The organism is Streptomyces sp. NPDC051018 (assembly GCF_044456085.1).
Lineage (GTDB): Bacteria > Actinomycetota > Actinomycetes > Streptomycetales > Streptomycetaceae > Streptomyces.
Genome location: NZ_JBITFN010000010.1, coordinates 55419 through 70893, shown reverse-complemented (window position 1 = coordinate 70893; position 15475 = coordinate 55419). Strand labels below are relative to the sequence as shown.

9 protein-coding genes are annotated in these 15475 nt (G+C 72.3%); 1 reads left to right on the top strand and 8 read right to left on the bottom strand.

Features of this window, described 5'->3' with window-relative positions; translation table 11 throughout:
* Nucleotides 1-87: 87 nt before the first annotated feature.
* The 3 genes from mqnC to ACIBCM_RS18770 form a co-directional block, all read right to left on the bottom strand.
* Nucleotides 88-1287, bottom strand: coding sequence for a cyclic dehypoxanthinyl futalosine synthase (gene mqnC / locus ACIBCM_RS18780; protein WP_399244554.1), 1200 nt, complete (start codon nt 1285-1287; stop codon nt 88-90).
* A 278-nt stretch (nt 1288-1565) separates the two neighbouring features.
* Nucleotides 1566-3374 carry a protein kinase gene (locus tag ACIBCM_RS18775; RefSeq protein ID WP_399244552.1) on the bottom strand — a complete coding sequence of 603 codons (1809 nt, stop codon included), beginning with the start codon at nt 3372-3374 and terminating at the stop codon, nt 1566-1568.
* 181 nt (nt 3375-3555) lie between these two features.
* Nucleotides 3556-4437 carry a menaquinone biosynthetic enzyme MqnA/MqnD family protein gene (locus ACIBCM_RS18770; protein ID WP_399244887.1) on the bottom strand — a complete coding sequence of 294 codons (882 nt, stop codon included), beginning with the start codon at nt 4435-4437 and terminating at the stop codon, nt 3556-3558.
* A 402-nt stretch (nt 4438-4839) separates the two neighbouring features.
* Here ACIBCM_RS18770 and ACIBCM_RS18765 point away from each other — a divergent pair, with 402 nt between their 5' ends.
* Nucleotides 4840-5043, top strand: coding sequence for a cold-shock protein (locus ACIBCM_RS18765; protein ID WP_003967102.1), 204 nt, complete (start codon nt 4840-4842; stop codon nt 5041-5043).
* A gap of 202 nt (nt 5044-5245) precedes the next feature.
* Here the strand turns inward: ACIBCM_RS18765 and ACIBCM_RS18760 are convergent, their stop codons facing one another.
* The 5 genes from ACIBCM_RS18760 to ACIBCM_RS18740 form a co-directional block, all read right to left on the bottom strand.
* The gene (locus ACIBCM_RS18760; protein ID WP_399244550.1) at nt 5246-6577 is read right to left on the bottom strand and encodes a M1 family metallopeptidase; all 1332 of its coding nucleotides are present in this window, start codon (nt 6575-6577) and stop codon (nt 5246-5248) included.
* A gap of 184 nt (nt 6578-6761) precedes the next feature.
* Nucleotides 6762-11042, bottom strand: a complete 4281-nt coding sequence (locus ACIBCM_RS18755; protein WP_399244547.1) for a Pls/PosA family non-ribosomal peptide synthetase — start codon at nt 11040-11042, stop codon at nt 6762-6764.
* Between the two features lie 696 nt (nt 11043-11738).
* Nucleotides 11739-12335: a dihydrofolate reductase family protein gene (locus ACIBCM_RS18750; RefSeq protein ID WP_399244545.1), complete on the bottom strand. Its 597-nt coding sequence runs from the start codon at nt 12333-12335 to the stop codon at nt 11739-11741.
* Between the two features lie 223 nt (nt 12336-12558).
* On the bottom strand, nt 12559-13371 hold the full coding sequence (locus ACIBCM_RS18745; RefSeq protein WP_399244543.1) for a helix-turn-helix domain-containing protein: 813 nt from the start codon (nt 13369-13371) through the stop codon (nt 12559-12561).
* A 168-nt stretch (nt 13372-13539) separates the two neighbouring features.
* Entirely contained in the window at nt 13540-14874 is a 1335-nt protein-coding gene (locus ACIBCM_RS18740) for a dicarboxylate/amino acid:cation symporter (RefSeq protein ID WP_399244541.1), read from the bottom strand.
* Nucleotides 14875-15475 lie beyond the last annotated feature (601 nt).

The window sequence follows — 15475 nt, the reverse complement described above, 5'->3', positions numbered from 1 at the left end:
AGAAACCTCAGCCGGTTGTTCAGAAGCTTCACCAGGCGACCGGGAGTTCAGCCGGTGTTCAGGAGCCTCACCGGGCGATCAGAAACCTCAGTTGGCGTTCAGGAGCTTCAGCTCCGGGTGCGCGGTGCCGCCCGCGATCGCCGTCGAGGAGATGTGCGAGGCCACGCGCTCGTCGACGGGGTCGTCCGCCGGGTCCTCGTGCACGACGATGTGCTCATAGGTCGTGGTGCGCTGCGCGGGGACGCGGCCCGCCTTGCGGATCAGATCGATGATCTCCTGCCGGTTCGAGCGGTGCTTGGCGCCCGCCGAGGAGACCACGTTCTCCTCCAGCATGATCGAGCCGAGGTCGTCCGCGCCGTAGTGCAGGGAGAGCTGGCCGATCTCCTTGCCGGTGGTCAGCCAGGAGCCCTGGATATGGGCGACGTTGTCGAGGAAGAGCCGCGCGATCGCGATGATCCGCAGATACTCGAAGATCGTCGCCTGGGTGCGGCCCTTGAGATGGTTGTTCTCGGGCTGGTACGTGTACGGGATGAAGGCCCGGAAGCCTCCCGTCCGGTCCTGGACGTCCCGGATCATCCGCAGATGCTCGATCCGCTCGGCGTTGGTCTCGCCGGTGCCCATCAGCATGGTGGAGGTGGATTCGACGCCGAGGCCGTGCGCGGTCTCCATGATCTCCAGCCAGCGCTCGCCGGACTCCTTGAGCGGGGCGATCGCCTTGCGGGGGCGCTCGGGGAGCAGTTCGGCGCCCGCGCCCGCAAAGGAGTCGAGACCGGCCGCGTGGATCCGGCGGATGGCGTCCTCGGCGGAGACGCCGGAGATCCGGGCCATGTGCTCGACCTCGGACGCGCCGAGGGAGTGGATCACCAGCTGGGGATAGGCGGCCTTGATGGCGGAGAAGTGCTTCTCGTAGTACTCGACGCCGTAGTCGGGGTGGTGCCCGCCCTGGAACATGATCTGTGTGCCGCCCAGCTCCACGGTCTCCGCGCAGCGGCGCAGGATGTCGTCGAGGTCGCGGGTCCAGCCCTTGGCGGTGTCCTTCGGCGCGGCGTAGAAGGCGCAGAACTTGCAGGCCGTGACGCACACATTGGTGTAGTTGATGTTGCGCTCGATGATGTACGTCGCGATGTGCTCCGTACCGGCGTAGCGGCAGCGGCGCACGGCGTCGGCGGCGCGGCCGAGCGCGTGCAGGGGGGCCGAACGGTAGAGGTCGAGCGCCTCTTCGGGGGTGATGCGCCCGCCCTCGGCGGCACGGTCCAGCACGGACTGGTGGTCGGCCTTCTCGGTCACCGGGTGCACCTTTCGGCGGTCGATTCCTGAGCCCGTACCGAATCGGATGCGGATCGTGTCGCATACGGATCGTGTCGGATCCGGATCGTGTACGGGCGGTCTGCGGGCCGGTCCAGCCTACGCCAGGTGCCCCGGCGGGCCTCGGACCGGCCGGAACCCACCCGTCCGCACCCGCTCCTGCCCCGCCCGTACGGGCCTTCCGAACCGCGCGCGTCCTCAACGCCCCCCCTCGTACGGGCCCGGCCGGGCCGCTCGTACGGCCGGCTCCGCCGGGGTGCTCAGCCGCCCTTCGTCAGGACGGCCTTGGGGTTGCCGGCGCGGGGCTCGTTCGAGAGGTACCGCAGCCGGGATCCGTCGAGGCGCAGTTCGACCTTGTGGGTGCCGGAGGTACAGGTCGACAACTCGCCGTTGGATGTGCCGTCGACGGTCAGCCGGGTGGCGGTCGCGTCGCGCAGTACCAGATCGTCGACGCAGGTGAGGCCGCCGAGCGCGTTGTACTGGCTGACCGTGCCGATCCGCGCGCCCGTCTTCCCGGCCTTGAGCACGACGACGAATCTCCCGCTCTCGATCTCGCTGCCCGCGAACTCCAGGGTGTACGGGCCGTTCCAGGTGCCGATGAACGCCTCGGGGACGTTCTCGGTCCTGCCGCCGGGCGTGGCCGTGGGACCGGTGGTTCCCGGCGTGGCACCGGGTCCGGTGGTCCCGGGCGGTCCGGTGGAGGGCCGCGCGGAGGCCGCGGGGGGCGTGTCGGTCGCGTTGTCCTCGGTGTTGCCGCCGGCCCCCGGCCAGAGGTCGAACAGCACCGCCGTGCCCAGGGTGACCGCGACGAGAGCGAGCCCCAGGGTGAGGGTGACCGAGCAGGTGACCCTCCGGCGGCGGCCGGGACGGGAGGCGCCGGGCTCCGGCGGCTCCTCACGGGGCGCTCCCCCGGCCGGGGGAGCGGAACCGGCGGCATCCGGGGCGGGCGGCCCGGGAGCGGTGCCGTACGGTCCGGAGGCGGTGCCGGGAGCAGAGCCGTAGGGCCCGGACGCGGTCCCGGGAGCGGTGCCGTACGGCCCGGGGGCGGTAGCCGGGCCCGGGTGCGGGGCGCCGAACCCACCGGACGGCTCCACCGGCGGCCCGAACGTCCCGATCGCCGGGCTGCTGAAGGGCACCGGCCCCGAGGCCGCCTCGGGGCTCCCCACCGGGGCGTCCGGCTCCAGATCGAGCAGGGAGACCGCAGCCCGGCTGACCTCCTCCACCAGCGGGCCCGGCAGCCAGCCCGCGCCGACGAGGGCCGCCGCGCCGCCCGGGGCCAGGGCGTCCGCGATCTCCCCCGGCACCGGCCGGGCGGCCGGGTCCTTGGCGAGGCAGCCGGCCACCAGCTCCTTCACCTCGCCGTGCAGTTCGTCCAGTTCGGGTTCCTCGTGGACCACCTTGTAGAGCAGGGTCGCCGACGAGTCGCCCCGGAAGGGGGCCGAACCGGTCGCCGCGTACGCCAGGACCGCGCCCAGCGAGAACACATCGGCGGCACCGGTGACGCCCTTGCCGAGGATGGCCTCGGGGGACATATAGCCGGGTGAGCCGACGGAGACCCCGGTGGAGGTGAGGGAGGCGGTGCCGTCCGTCGCGCGGGCGATGCCGAAGTCGATCAGACGCGGCCCGTCGAGGGCGAGCAGCACATTGGACGGTTTCACATCGCGGTGCACGAGTCCCAGCGCGTGCACGGCCGTCAGCGCTTCGGCGAGAGAGCCGCCCAGCGCGCGTACAGCGCGGCCGGGCAGCGGACCGTGTCCGGTCACCGCCGCCGAGAGCGGAGGTCCGGCGACATAGCCGGTGGCGACCCAGGGCACGGACGCGTCGGGGTCGGCGTCGAGAACGGGCGCGGTCCAGGCCCCGCCGACCCGCCGGGCCGCCGCCACCTCGCGGCGGAACCGCTCCCGGAACTCGTCGTCGAGCGCGTAGTGCGGATGGACGACCTTGACGGCGACCGTTCGCCCGCCCGCGCTGCGGCCGAGATAGACCCGGCCCATCCCGCCCGCGCCCAGCCGTCCGAGCAGCCGGTACGCACCGATGCTCCGTGGCTCGTCCGGATCCAGCGGCCGCATCCGTCTTCCCCCCCGTCGCACCCCGGCCCGTACGGCAACTCAGCCTAGAGGAAACAGGACGGCGCCCGCCGGACGCGGAACTCCGGCGGAACGCGGGGCAGGGCACGGGAGGACCAGGGGTGCCGGCCTGGCGGGCGGGGCCCGGTGGCGGCGGCCTCCCGCCCCCACTCGGGCTGCCCCGCTACCCCGCTCCGAGGAGGTCCACGGTGACATCGGCGGGGAATCCGGACGTCGGGCCGGTGCGGCGCGCGAACTCCCGTACGCCCGCGAGCTGGTCGGAGCCGAAACGGAAGTCCAGCGTCCGGAAGTACCGTTCGAGCAGCTCCGCGTCGAACACCTCCCAGCGCGCGGCCTGTTCGGAGACCTTGGCGACCTCCTGGAGCGACAGATCCCGCGAGTCGAGGAACGCCCGGTGCGCCTCGTCGACCATCCCGGGCTCACGTGCCGCGTACTCCCTGCGGACCGCCCAGACGGCGAAGACGAACGGCAGCCCCGTCCACTCCTTCCACATCAGCCCCAGATCGTGGACCTGGAGACCGAGCCGGGGCGCCTCGTGCAGCGAGGCGCGCAGGGCCGCGTCCCCGATCAGCACGGCAGCGTCCGCCTCGTGCATCATCACGCCGAGGTCGGGCGGGCAGGTGTAGTAGTCGGGCGTGACCCCGTACCGCTCGGAGAGCAGGAGCTGGGCCAGGCGTACCGAGGTGCGCGAGGTGGAGCCGAGGGCGACCCGGGCGCCGTCGAGGTTCTCCAGACCCGTCTGGGAGACGATCACACAGGACATCACCGGCCCGTCGCAGCCGACGGCGATATCGGGGAGGGCGATCAGCCGGTCGGCGTTGCGAAGGAACTCCACGAGGCTGATGGGCCCCATGTCGAGTTCGCCGCGCACCAGCCGTTCGCCGAGCTTCTCCGGGGTGTCCTTCGTCAGCTCGAAGTCGAGAAGGGTTCCGGTGCGGGCCAGCCCCCAGTAGAGGGGGAGACAGTTGAGGAACTGGATATGGCCGACGCGGGGCCGGGCGGGGCGCTGTCCGGCCGCCGTCCCGAGGTCGGACGGGGACCGGATTTCGGCCGCCGCCGGGAGGCCGGCTTCGGTGGTTGCTGAGCTTTCTCCGAGACTGTCCACATCGTGAGGCTAGACCCGTGGACGGGTTCCGGACGCCGCGGGGGCGCGGAAGAGCCGCACCGATCCATCAGCCCGCCACGCCGGGCGCGCGCCGGAGCCCCTGCTTCCGCGCCCCCTGCGACCTGCGGTTCATCGGCGAAAGAGTGATCGGTTCAGGCGTCCGGGTGAAGTGATCATTGCCCCTACCGCTGCGAACACCCTGCGTGCTAGGCTCGACGCAAGTTGCAGTTTGGTTTCCCTTGCAGTACAGAGCCTGCGGAGCATGTGACCCGCAGGCTTTTGTAGTTTTCAGACTTGTTACAGGTTCTGGAGCAGGGCAACCCTTTGGCCCAAGGAGGGCTTATGGCTACCGGAACCGTCAAGTGGTTCAACGCTGAAAAGGGCTTCGGCTTCATCGCCCAGGACGGCGGCGGCCCGGATGTCTTCGTCCACTACTCCGCGATCAACGCGTCTGGTTTCCGCTCCCTTGAGGAGAACCAGGTCGTGAACTTCGACGTCACCCAGGGCCCGAAGGGCCCGCAGGCGGAGAACGTCACCCCGGCCTAATCGCCATTTGGGTTGACGATCGCGTACCGACTTAGCAGTACCCAAGGAGCCCCGTCCGCCAGGAACGGGGCTCCTGCCTTTTCCCGGCACCACCCGATCGGGGTAACCGCGACCGCGAGTCCGTGTCCGTGCGGCACCCCCACGGCGCCTCAGGACGGTTCCGAGTAGCCAACAGGCGGTTCCGGGCGGTTCACGGGCCCGCTCAGGAACGCCCCCGGGGGCGGGGCAGCTCGGGGAGCCTCGTCTCGTACAGCCACATCGTGAACAGCTTGTCCACAGGACGGGACGAATGGCGGCGGGCCAGCGCGATGAACGCCTCGGTCGTCACCACCCCGTGCCGGTGCGTCCCGGTCCACTCCCGCAGCAGCGCCACGAACGCCTCGTTCCCGATCTCCGTCCGCAGCGCGTGCAGGGTGAGCGCCCCCCGTTCGTAGACCCGGTCGTCGAAGAGCCGGCGCAGTCCGGGGTCGGCGATCCGCACATCCTGCGGCATCAGCGCGATCCTGGCCCGGGACCTGGCCGCCATGGCGGCCGTGGAGGGCCCTCCGGCGAGCGGGGACCACAGCCACTCCGCGTACTTCGCGAAACCCTCGTTCAGCCAGATATGGCGCCAGTCCGCCACGGTGAGGCTGTTGCCGAACCACTGGTGGGCCAGCTCATGAGCGATGAGCCGCTCGCTGCCGCGCCGGCCGTCCACATGGTTCGCTCCGAACACGGACAGGCCCTGCGCCTCCACGGGCACCTCCAGCTCCTCGTCGACCACCACGACCGCGTAGTCGTCGAAGGGGTAGGGGCCGAAGAGATCCTGGAAGGCGGCCATCATCCGCGGCTGACGGGCGAAGTCGTGCTCGAACCGGCCCCCGAGCAGCGCGGCGGGCACGGCGGCGGGCTGCGGCACGGCCCCCGGGGGCGCCTCTCCCCCGGCCGGCACGTCCACCAGTTCGTACGGGCCGATCTGCACGGTCGCCAGATAGCTCGCCATCGGCGCGGGCTGCTCGTACACCCAGGTCGTCGTGGAGGCGCTGATCGTCCGGGAGACGAGCCGGCCGTTCGCGACCACGGTGTACGGGGAGGGCGCGGTCACCGAGATCCGGTAGGCGGCCTTGTCGTCGGGGCGGTCGTTGCAGGGGAACCAGGAGCGCGCGCCGTGCGGCTGCGAGGCCACCAGCGCGCCCTCCTCCAGCTGCTCCCAGCCCAGCTCACCCCAGTCGCGGGTGCGCACCGGGTGCGGGACTCCGGTGTAGCGGACCTCCATCGTGAAGGCCGTCCCCGCCCGGAGCGGCTTCACCGGCTTGATACGGAGCTTGTCGGCGCGGTGGGTGTAGCGGGCGGGGCGGCGGCCGTCCACGAGCACCTTGGTGAGGCGGAACCGCCCGAGGTCGAGAAGAATCTCGGGCAGGGTCCGCGTGGCGACGGCCCGGATTCTGGCGCGGCCCGCGAGCCGCCCGGTGTGCGGGATGTAGTCCAGCTCCAGGTCGTACTCCCCGGTGCTGTAACCGCTGTCGCCGTGCTGCGGAAAATACGAATCCGTCACCCTGGTGCGTCCTTACCCAACCGTGCCTGTGGAACCCTGTGCTCCCCGCGGTTCCCCCGCGAAACCCCCGTCTCCGGACTCCTGCCGCCCGCCGCCCGTGTCCGGTGCCTGCTGCCGAACCCGTGCCCTTGCCCGTGCCCCCGGAGCCCCGCTCACACCGCCGTGCCGGCGGACACGGACCTGCTCACGAGGCCCGTGCTGCCCGGCGGCGGGCCGGGCGGCGCGAGCGGTCCGACGGCCCCGGACCCGGACCACGCCACGCGGCGATCGGATTGCCCAGCCAGCGGGTGTCCGCGGGCACCCGCTCCCCGCGCATCACCAGGGACGCCGGACCCGCCACGGCCCGGTCGCCGATCACCGCGCCGGGCAGCGCGATGCCGTGCGGGCCCAGCGTGGCGCCCGCCCCGAGAACGACATTGTCCATCCGCATGATCCGGTCGTGGAAGAGGTGCGTCTGCACCACACAGCCACGGTTCACGCTGGCGCCCCGGCCGACCGTCACGAGGTCGGCCTCCGGCAGCCAGTACGTCTCGCACCAGGCACCGCGCCCGATCCGGGCGCCCAGACCGCGCAGCCACAGATTCATCAGCGGGGTGCCCGGGACCGCGCCGACCAGCCACGGCACGGCCAGCACCTCGACGAAGGTGTCCGCCAGTTCATTGCGCCAGACGAAGGCCGACCACAGCGGGTGCTCGACCGCCCGGAACCGGCCGACGAGCACCCATTTGACCGCGATCGCCGTCAGGGCGGCGATCAGTCCGCCCACGAGCAGCACAGCCCCGCCGAGCAGCACCGCCGCCATCCAGCCGAAACGTTCCGCCAGAGCCGCGAAGGCCATGATCCCGAGCACGGCCAGCGCCACACTGCACATCACCGGCACGATCCGGCAGATCTCGACCGCCGCACGGGCCCACTTCAGCCGCGCGGGCGGGGCGAAGGTACGGCTCTGGTCGCCCTCCTCCGCCGAGCGCGGCAGCTTCATCGGCGGCATCCCGAGCCAGGAACTGCCCGCCTTCGCCCGCTTGGGCGTCGCCGACAGCACCCCGACCAGACCGCGCTTGGGCACCCGGCGGCCCGCGGCCGTCATCCCGGAGTTGCCGAGGAACGCGCGCTTGCCGACCCGGGCCTCGGCGATCCGCAGCCGCCCGCCGCCCAGCTCGTACGACGCCACCATCGTGTCGTCGGCGAGGAACGCGCCGTCGCCGACCGTCGTCATCGCGGGCAGCGCCAGCACGGTCGACGCCTCGACGCCCCGGCCGACCCTCATCCCGAGCGCCCGCAGCCACACGGGCGTCAGCAGGCTCGCGTACAGCGGGAACAGATGCACCCGCGCCATGTCCATCAGCCGCTCGCTCACCCACGCCTGCCAGGCGATCCGCCCGGCGACGGGGTGGCTGCCCTCGCGCAGCCCGACGCTCAGCGCCCGTACGCCCACGAGGATCAGCAGCGCGTACGTCACCAGGGCGGTGACCGTCGCGAGCGGCACCGCGGCGAGCGGGGTGGGCCCGAGGGTGAGCACCAGCAGCGCGGGCAGGGCCGCGACGGCGGGCAGCAGGCCGAGGCAGAGGGAGGCCACCGAGTACAGGGCCGTCCAGCGGCGGCGGCGCGGCGGGCGGGGTTCGCCCCTGCGCGCCTTCCCGTCGCGGGTGGCGGGCACGCCCGACCAGCGCTCACCGGCCGGTACGGACCCGGTGACGCCCGACCCGGGCGCTATCTCCGACCGCTTCCCGATCCGCGCGCCCGGGAACAGCGTGCTGCGGGCGCCGACCACGGCGTCCGCGCCGATGCGCAGGGCTCCGATGTGCAGCCGGTCGCCGTCCAGCCAGTGCCCGGACAGATCCGCCTCGGGCTCGACGGCCGCGCCCCGGCCGAGCCGGAGCATGCCGGTGACGGGCGGCAGGGCGTGCAGATCGACGTTCTCGCCGACGCGGGCACCCAGGGCACGGGCGTAGTACGTGAGCCAGGAACCGGCGAGGCTCGTCGCCCCGCTCAGCTCGGCCAGCCGCTCGGCGGTCCACAGCCGCAGATGCGTACCGCCGCCGCGCGCGTAGGTGCCGGGGCGGACCCCGCGCAACAGCAGACGGGCGCCGCCCGCAGCGATGACGATCTTCCCGGGCGGGCTGACGACCAGCAGCCAGCCGAGCGCGATCCACCACCAGGAGACTCCGGGACCGAGCCCGAGGATGTTCGCGACGGCCGCCGCGACGACGCTCCACCGCAGCCCGGCGACGGTCAGCAGCGGCACCATGAGCAGCAGCTGCGCCGCTTGTGTCCGTACCGGTACGGGCCGTACCTCGCGGATCCTCCCGCGCTTCGACGCCGTGGTCTCCAGCGTCCGGGCGAGTGCCCCGAGCGTCGGGTTCTGGTAGATGTCCCCGACGGAGCCGGTGCCGTAGCGCTCCCTGATCCGGGACACCAGCCGGGCGGCCGCGAGGCTGCCGCCGCCGTGGGCGAAGAAGTCCGCGCCGGGACCGGAGACGGGCACCCCGAGCAGTTCGGTCCACTGTCCGGCGAGCCAGGTCTCGCTCTCCGTGAGTGGTTCGGAATCCTCCGCCGGGCCGGTGCCGGTGACGGTGTCCGGCAGCGGCCAGGGCAGTGCGTCCCGGTCCACCTTTCCGGACGTCCGGGTCGGCAGCTCCGCGACGACCGCGAGCAGCGGCACCAGGGCGGCGGGCAGCTCCTTGCGGAGGCGGGCGAGGGAGTCGGCGCGGTCGAAGGCACGGGAGGCGTGGGCGGGCCCGGTCACGGACCCGGCTCCAGTTTCGTGGCCGGGCGCCGGGGGCGTCGGGGTGCCGTCCGGGACCACGTACCCGACCAGGATCTGGGTACCGGCGGCTGTCGTACGGATCGCCGAGGCCGCGCCCGCGACGCCCGGGAGAGCCTGGAGCGCGGCATCGATCTCACCGAGTTCGATACGGCGCCCGCCCAGCTTGATCTGCTCGTCCGCGCGGCCGACGAACAGCAGCCCCTCCTCCTCGGCGCGCACCAGATCACCGCTGCGATAGGCGCGGGTCCAGCCGAGGGACGGCAGCGGGGCGTACTTCTCCGCGTCCTTGACGGGGTCGAGATAGCGGGCGAGACCCGCGCCGCCGATGACCAGCTCGCCCGTCGCGCCCATGGGCACGATCTCGCCCCGGCCGTCCACGACGGCCAGCTCCCAGCCGTCGAGCGGCAGCCCGATGCGTACGGGACCCCGGCCGGTCAGCGGCGCGGCGCAGGCGACGACCGTGGCCTCGGTGGGGCCGTAGGTGTTCCAGACCTCGCGGCCGGGGACGGCCATGCGCTCGGCCAGCTCGGGCGGGCATGCCTCACCGCCGAAGATCAGCAGGCGTACGTCGTCGAGCGCGTGGGCGGGCCAGAGGGCCGCGAGCGTGGGGACCGTCGACACGACGGTGATGCGCTGCTCGACAAGCCAGGGGCCGAGGTCGATTCCCGTACGGACGAGTGAGCGGGGCGCGGGCACCAGACAGGCCCCGTGGCGCCAGGCCAGCCACATCTCCTCGCAGGACGCGTCGAAGGCGACGGAGAGCCCTGCGAGCACCCGGTCGCCGGGGCCCAGCGGCGCGTCCCGCAGGAACAGCCGCGCCTCGGCGTCCACGAAGGCCGCCGCGCTGCCGTGGGTGACGGCGACGCCCTTGGGCTTTCCGGTGGAGCCGGAGGTGAAGATGATCCACGCGTCGTCGCCGGGGAGGGGCCGCCTGAGCGCGGGCCCGTCCGGCGCGGACGCGTTCAGCACGGACGCGGGCGGGTTCGCCCCGGCCGGGCGGGGTGTGTCCGGGGCGGTACGGCCGAGGGCCGGTGCGCCGGGGTGGGTTCCGGCCGGTTCGGGTGCGGCGGCCGGGTCCGTATCGCCCGGTGCCGGTACGGAGGCATCGGCGGCACGCGTACCGTCTGGAACCGGACCGTCCGGGACCGTACCGCCCAGGTCACGTACGTCCGGGGCGGGTGCGCCCGGGGCGGATGCGCCCGGCACCGCACCGGCCGGGTCCGGTGCCGTACGGTCCAAGACCGGGGCCGTACCGGCCGGGGCGGACCGGGTGATCGCGCGGGCCTCGCCGATCACCGCGTGCACCGCGGCCTCCGTGAAGACCAGCTCCGCGCGCTCGTCGGGGTCCTCCGCGTCGACCGGGACATAGGCCGCGCCCGCCGCCAGGACCGCGAGGATCGACACATAGAGATCGGCCGTGCCGGAGGGGACCCGCACACCGACCCGGTCACCCGCGCCGACACCCTCGGCGGCGAGCAGCCGCCGCAGGTCCTCGACCTCGTCGAGGAGGGCGCGGTAGGTGAGCGGGGTGACTCCGTCGTCCACCGCGGGAGCGTCCGGGTGACGGCGGGCCGTCTCGTCGAGGATGTCGAGGAGCGTACGGGTGGGGGCCGCGGGCCCCGCGGAGAAGTACGCCGGCGGCGCCGCGTCGTCGAGCAGCGGGTCGAGCAGATCGGGAGGTACCGGGGCGACGGTCATACAGCGCACCCGTCGTCGGCCGACAGGACCCTGCGCGCGGGCTCACCCCGGTCGATACGAGACTGGTGCGTACGCATCTCTCACTCTCCGTCCGTCGTGTGGAGTGCGCTGTGAATCCCCGTTCCGCGCACGGCAAACGAGGAGTTTATCCAGCGATGACCCGACTCGCCTGTTGTGAGAACGCGACCATGGCGTAAGGAGCACCCCCGCTTCACGCCCCTGGCGAGGCACATCGTCCCAGCTCGCCACGGTGAGCCGGGCCCGGGCCGGGCCGCGCGTCCGGCGCGGCCACCGCCTCCGGATTGTGGCGAAAGGCACGCCTTCCGGCCCTGAGTACGGGCTCTCGCGAGGCATGGAACGGCCCCGCGGCGGGCGCGGAAGCCCGGGCCCGGGGCGTTCCGCACAGTGGAACGGCGCGTCTGCCCCGGACCTCACGGAACCGATCACACGCTGTACGGCCCGGGCGCGTCCTGCGGGGAGTGCGGCCGCACCGCCGGGCTCATGGGCGAGGGGGCGATCCCCCGGGGCCCGTACACCCCTGACCGTACGCCTTCACCCGGCCCGCTGCTCGCCCCGGGCCGGGCATCCCTGGCCAGCGGGACCGGCCGCCCCGGCTCCCCCAACTGTTGCCTCTCCCGGCCCTTCTCCGCCCCCCTCCCGGCGGTTCACGCCCGTCCATGACCGCCGCCCCGGTCTCTACTCCTTGGCGGCCGGCCGGTAGGTGCTCACCTGTACGCCCGCCGCGCTCGTGACGGTCGAGACCAGTTCGAGCGGTCGCTGCCCGCCGTCCTCGGGGAAGATCGACTTCCCTCCGCCCAGCAGCACCGGCATGATCATCAGCCGCAGCTCGTCGACCAGGCCCTCGGACAGAAGGGCGCGTACCAGCGTGGGGCTCCCCATGATCAGCAGATCACCGCCCTCGGTCGCGTGCAGTTCGCGGATCCGGGCGATGGCGTCCCCGCCGGGGATGAGGGTGCTGTTGTCCCACGTCAGGTCGGCGTCGCCGAGCGTGTCGGACACGACGTACTTCGGGATGGAGTTCATCCGGTCGGCGAACGGATCGCCCTCCCGGTCCGGCCATGCGTCGGCCATCGTCCGCCAGGTGCGGCGCCCGAACAGCAGCGCATCCGCCTTGCCCATCGCCTCGTCGATGAAGCCGCCCACCACCTCAGGGTCGAAGAACGTGTGCGACCACCCGCCGTGGGCGAAGCCCCCTTCGGTGTCCTCGTCGACTCCGCCCGGTGCCTGTACGACTCCGTCCAGGCTCATGAACTCGCTGATCACTATGCGCACGGAACTTGCTCCTCCTGCTTGTTGCTCTGCTACGACATGAAGACTGTCCCGCGGCCCCGAACTCATCGCGACCGCTGTCCGGGGGCCCGCGGTCAGCGGAACAGCCCGGACCGCTGCCCCGGGGTACGGCGAACCCCGCCCGGATCACCGCCCCGGGGCAGGGCGAACCCTGTCCGGACCGCCGCCCTGCGACACTACGTGCCCGCGTCCCCGCGCCCCCGGATCACCGTGATGACCAGCGCGCGCCCGTGAGCAGATCGCCGAGGCCCACCCAGGCGAGGTTCATCAGCGTGGTGGCGGCCTCCCGCGCCGAGACCGCGCCCGTGTCGTTCATCCACCCCGCCAGCGACTCCGCCGCCCCCACCAGCGCCTGCGCCAGCGCGGTCACGTCCCGGGCGCCCGGCTCGGGCTCCCGGCGCCGGGCGCCCGCCTCCTGCGCGGCGGCCGCGGCGATCAGCGTGGCCACATGGTCGACGATCTCGTTCCGCATCGCCCCCACCTCCCGGGCGAACGGCTCCCCGTGGGTCCGGGCCTGCCGGTGCAGTACGGACCAGCCGTCCGGGTTCTCCGCGGTGTGCGTGAAGAACGCCATGAGCCCGGCCCACAGCTGCCGCTCGGGGGACAGACCCGGCTCGTCGGACCGGGACATGTGCGACTCGGACACATGCGACTCGTCCGGCGCGCACCGACCCGGCTCATCCCGCGCGGACAGACCCGACTCGTCCGGCGCGGACAGTCCCCGCTCGTCCCGCGCGGACAGATCCGGCTCGGCCGGCGGGTCCGGCTCGGCCGCGTCCCGTACGGCGGCCAGCAGCGCCGCCGCCTCCCGCCGGATGCACGCGGTGAACAGTTCCTCCTTGGAGTTCAGATACAGATACACCAGCGGCTTGGAGACCCCCGCGAGTTCGGCTATCTCGTCCATGGACGCCGCGCGGTAGCCGCGCCGCCCGAAGGTCCGCACGGCGGCGTCCAGCATCTGCTGCTCCCGGACGGCCCGCGGCAACCGCTTGCTCTTCGCGCCCCTCACGGCACCCATGCCAAGACCCCTCCGCCCCGAGCTGGTGAAGATCCACCCCTACTGCCGGGTAAGCCTACGGGCCGCCACAAGGTCAACAACGCGCCAAGGCCCCCGCCTTTCCGCAGGTGCGGAGGCGGGGGCCGTGGGCTCATGGCCCGTCAGAGGCCCGTGATCACGGGGCCGGCGTCAGGCCGGGACGGGGACCTCGCGGCCGGAGTCGATCTCGTCGACCGGCGAAGAAGTGGCCGAGTTGTATACGTCGTGGTCCAGGATCTTCTCCTTCGCGGAGACGATCACGGGGACCAGGGCCTGGCCCGCGACGTTCGTGGCGGTCCGGATCATGTCCAGGATCGGGTCGATCGCCATCAGCAGACCCACGCCCTCCAGCGGGAGACCCAGCGTGGAGAGGGTCAGGGTGAGCATGACGGTCGCACCGGTCAGACCCGCCGTGGCCGCCGAGCCGACGACCGAGACGAAGGCGATCAGCAGATAGTCCTGGATGCCGAGCTGGACGTCGAAGATCTGGGCGATGAAGATCGCGGCGAGGGCCGGGTAGATCGCGGCGCAGCCGTCCATCTTGGTGGTCGCGCCGAACGGGACGGCGAAGGACGCGTACTCCTTCGGCACACCGAGCCGCTCGGTGACCTTCTGGGTGACCGGCATCGTGCCGACGGAGGAGCGGGAGACGAAGGCGAGCTGGATGGCGGGCCAGGCGCCCTTGAAGAACTGGATCGGGTTGACCTTGGCGACCGTCGCGAGCAGCAGCGGATAGACACCGAACAGCACCAGGGCGCAGCCGATGTAGACATCGGCGGTGAAGGTCGCGTACTTGCCGATCAGGTCCCAGCCGTAGTCGGCGATGGCGTAGCCGATGAGCCCGACGGTGCCGAGCGGCGCGAGGCGGATGACCCACCACAGGGCCTTCTGGAGCAGTTCGAGCACGGCCTCGCTGAGGTCGAGGACCGGCTTGGCCTTCTCACCGAGGGCGAGGGCCGCGATACCGGCGACCGCGGAGATGAAGACGATCTGGAGGACGTTCAGCTCGGTGAAGGGCGTGATGACGTCCGTGGGGATGATGCCGGTGAGGAAGTCGATCCAGCTGCCCTGGTTCTCGGGGAGCTTGCCGTCCTTGGGGCTGAGCCCGGTGCCCGAGCCCGGGTTGGTGAGCAGGCCGATCGTGATGCCGATGGCGACCGCGATCAGCGAGGTGATCATGAACCAGAGGAGGGTACGGGAGGCCAGCCGGGCGGCGTTGTTGACCTTCCGCAGATTGGTGATGGACACCAGGATCGCGAAGAAGACGAGGGGCGCGACGGCCAGCTTCAGCAGCCGGATGAAGATGCCGCCGATCTGCTCAAGGGTGTCCTTGAGCCAGCCGATGTCCTGGCCCCGGGCGAGCCAGCCGAGGAGGACACCGAGCACCAGACCGGCGACGATCTGGGCCCAGAAGGGGACCTTGGGTATACGGAAGCCGGGGCCCGAGGGCTTTCCGGCAGCGGGGGACGTCGTGTTCGCGGACACGGACACACTCCAGTGAAAGGCGTAAGGGGGAGAAGAGCGGGTGGCGGCGCCCGTGCGCGAGTAGGGGCGATTCCGCTGGGTGATGCCGGGGTCAGAACGAGCGGCAACAGACCGCCGACATACAGCGGCAGAGGTCGACATGCAGGCGCGCCACGAGCGGGGGGCTCGCGGCATCGTGGTGGCGCACTGCTGTCTTCATACTGCACACGTTAACACTTGAACTTTGAGGTTCTCAAAGGCCCCCTTGGGGTGGAGCAGGACGAAACCAGCCATCGACGCGATGATGCTGGAACGTTTCCCCAGGACCCGTGCGCGGGCCGGGGCCGGGCCGCTCCCCTGGCACCCCCCGGCTCCCCTGGACAGCCCCGGGGAGAGCTCCCGAACGGCTCCTCAGGGCCCTGGGACGCTCCCCTCCGACGGGCCACGGAACACGGCCACGCCCCCGGCCGGAGCGTCTGCTCCAGCCGGGGGCGTGTGTGAGATATGCGATATGCGAGGGATACGGGGACGTACCGGACACCAAGGGGGTTACGTGAGCCTCGCTCAGGCCCCGTGTGCCTCGAAGCCCCCCGCCGCGCCGGACCGCACCGGCCCCGTACCG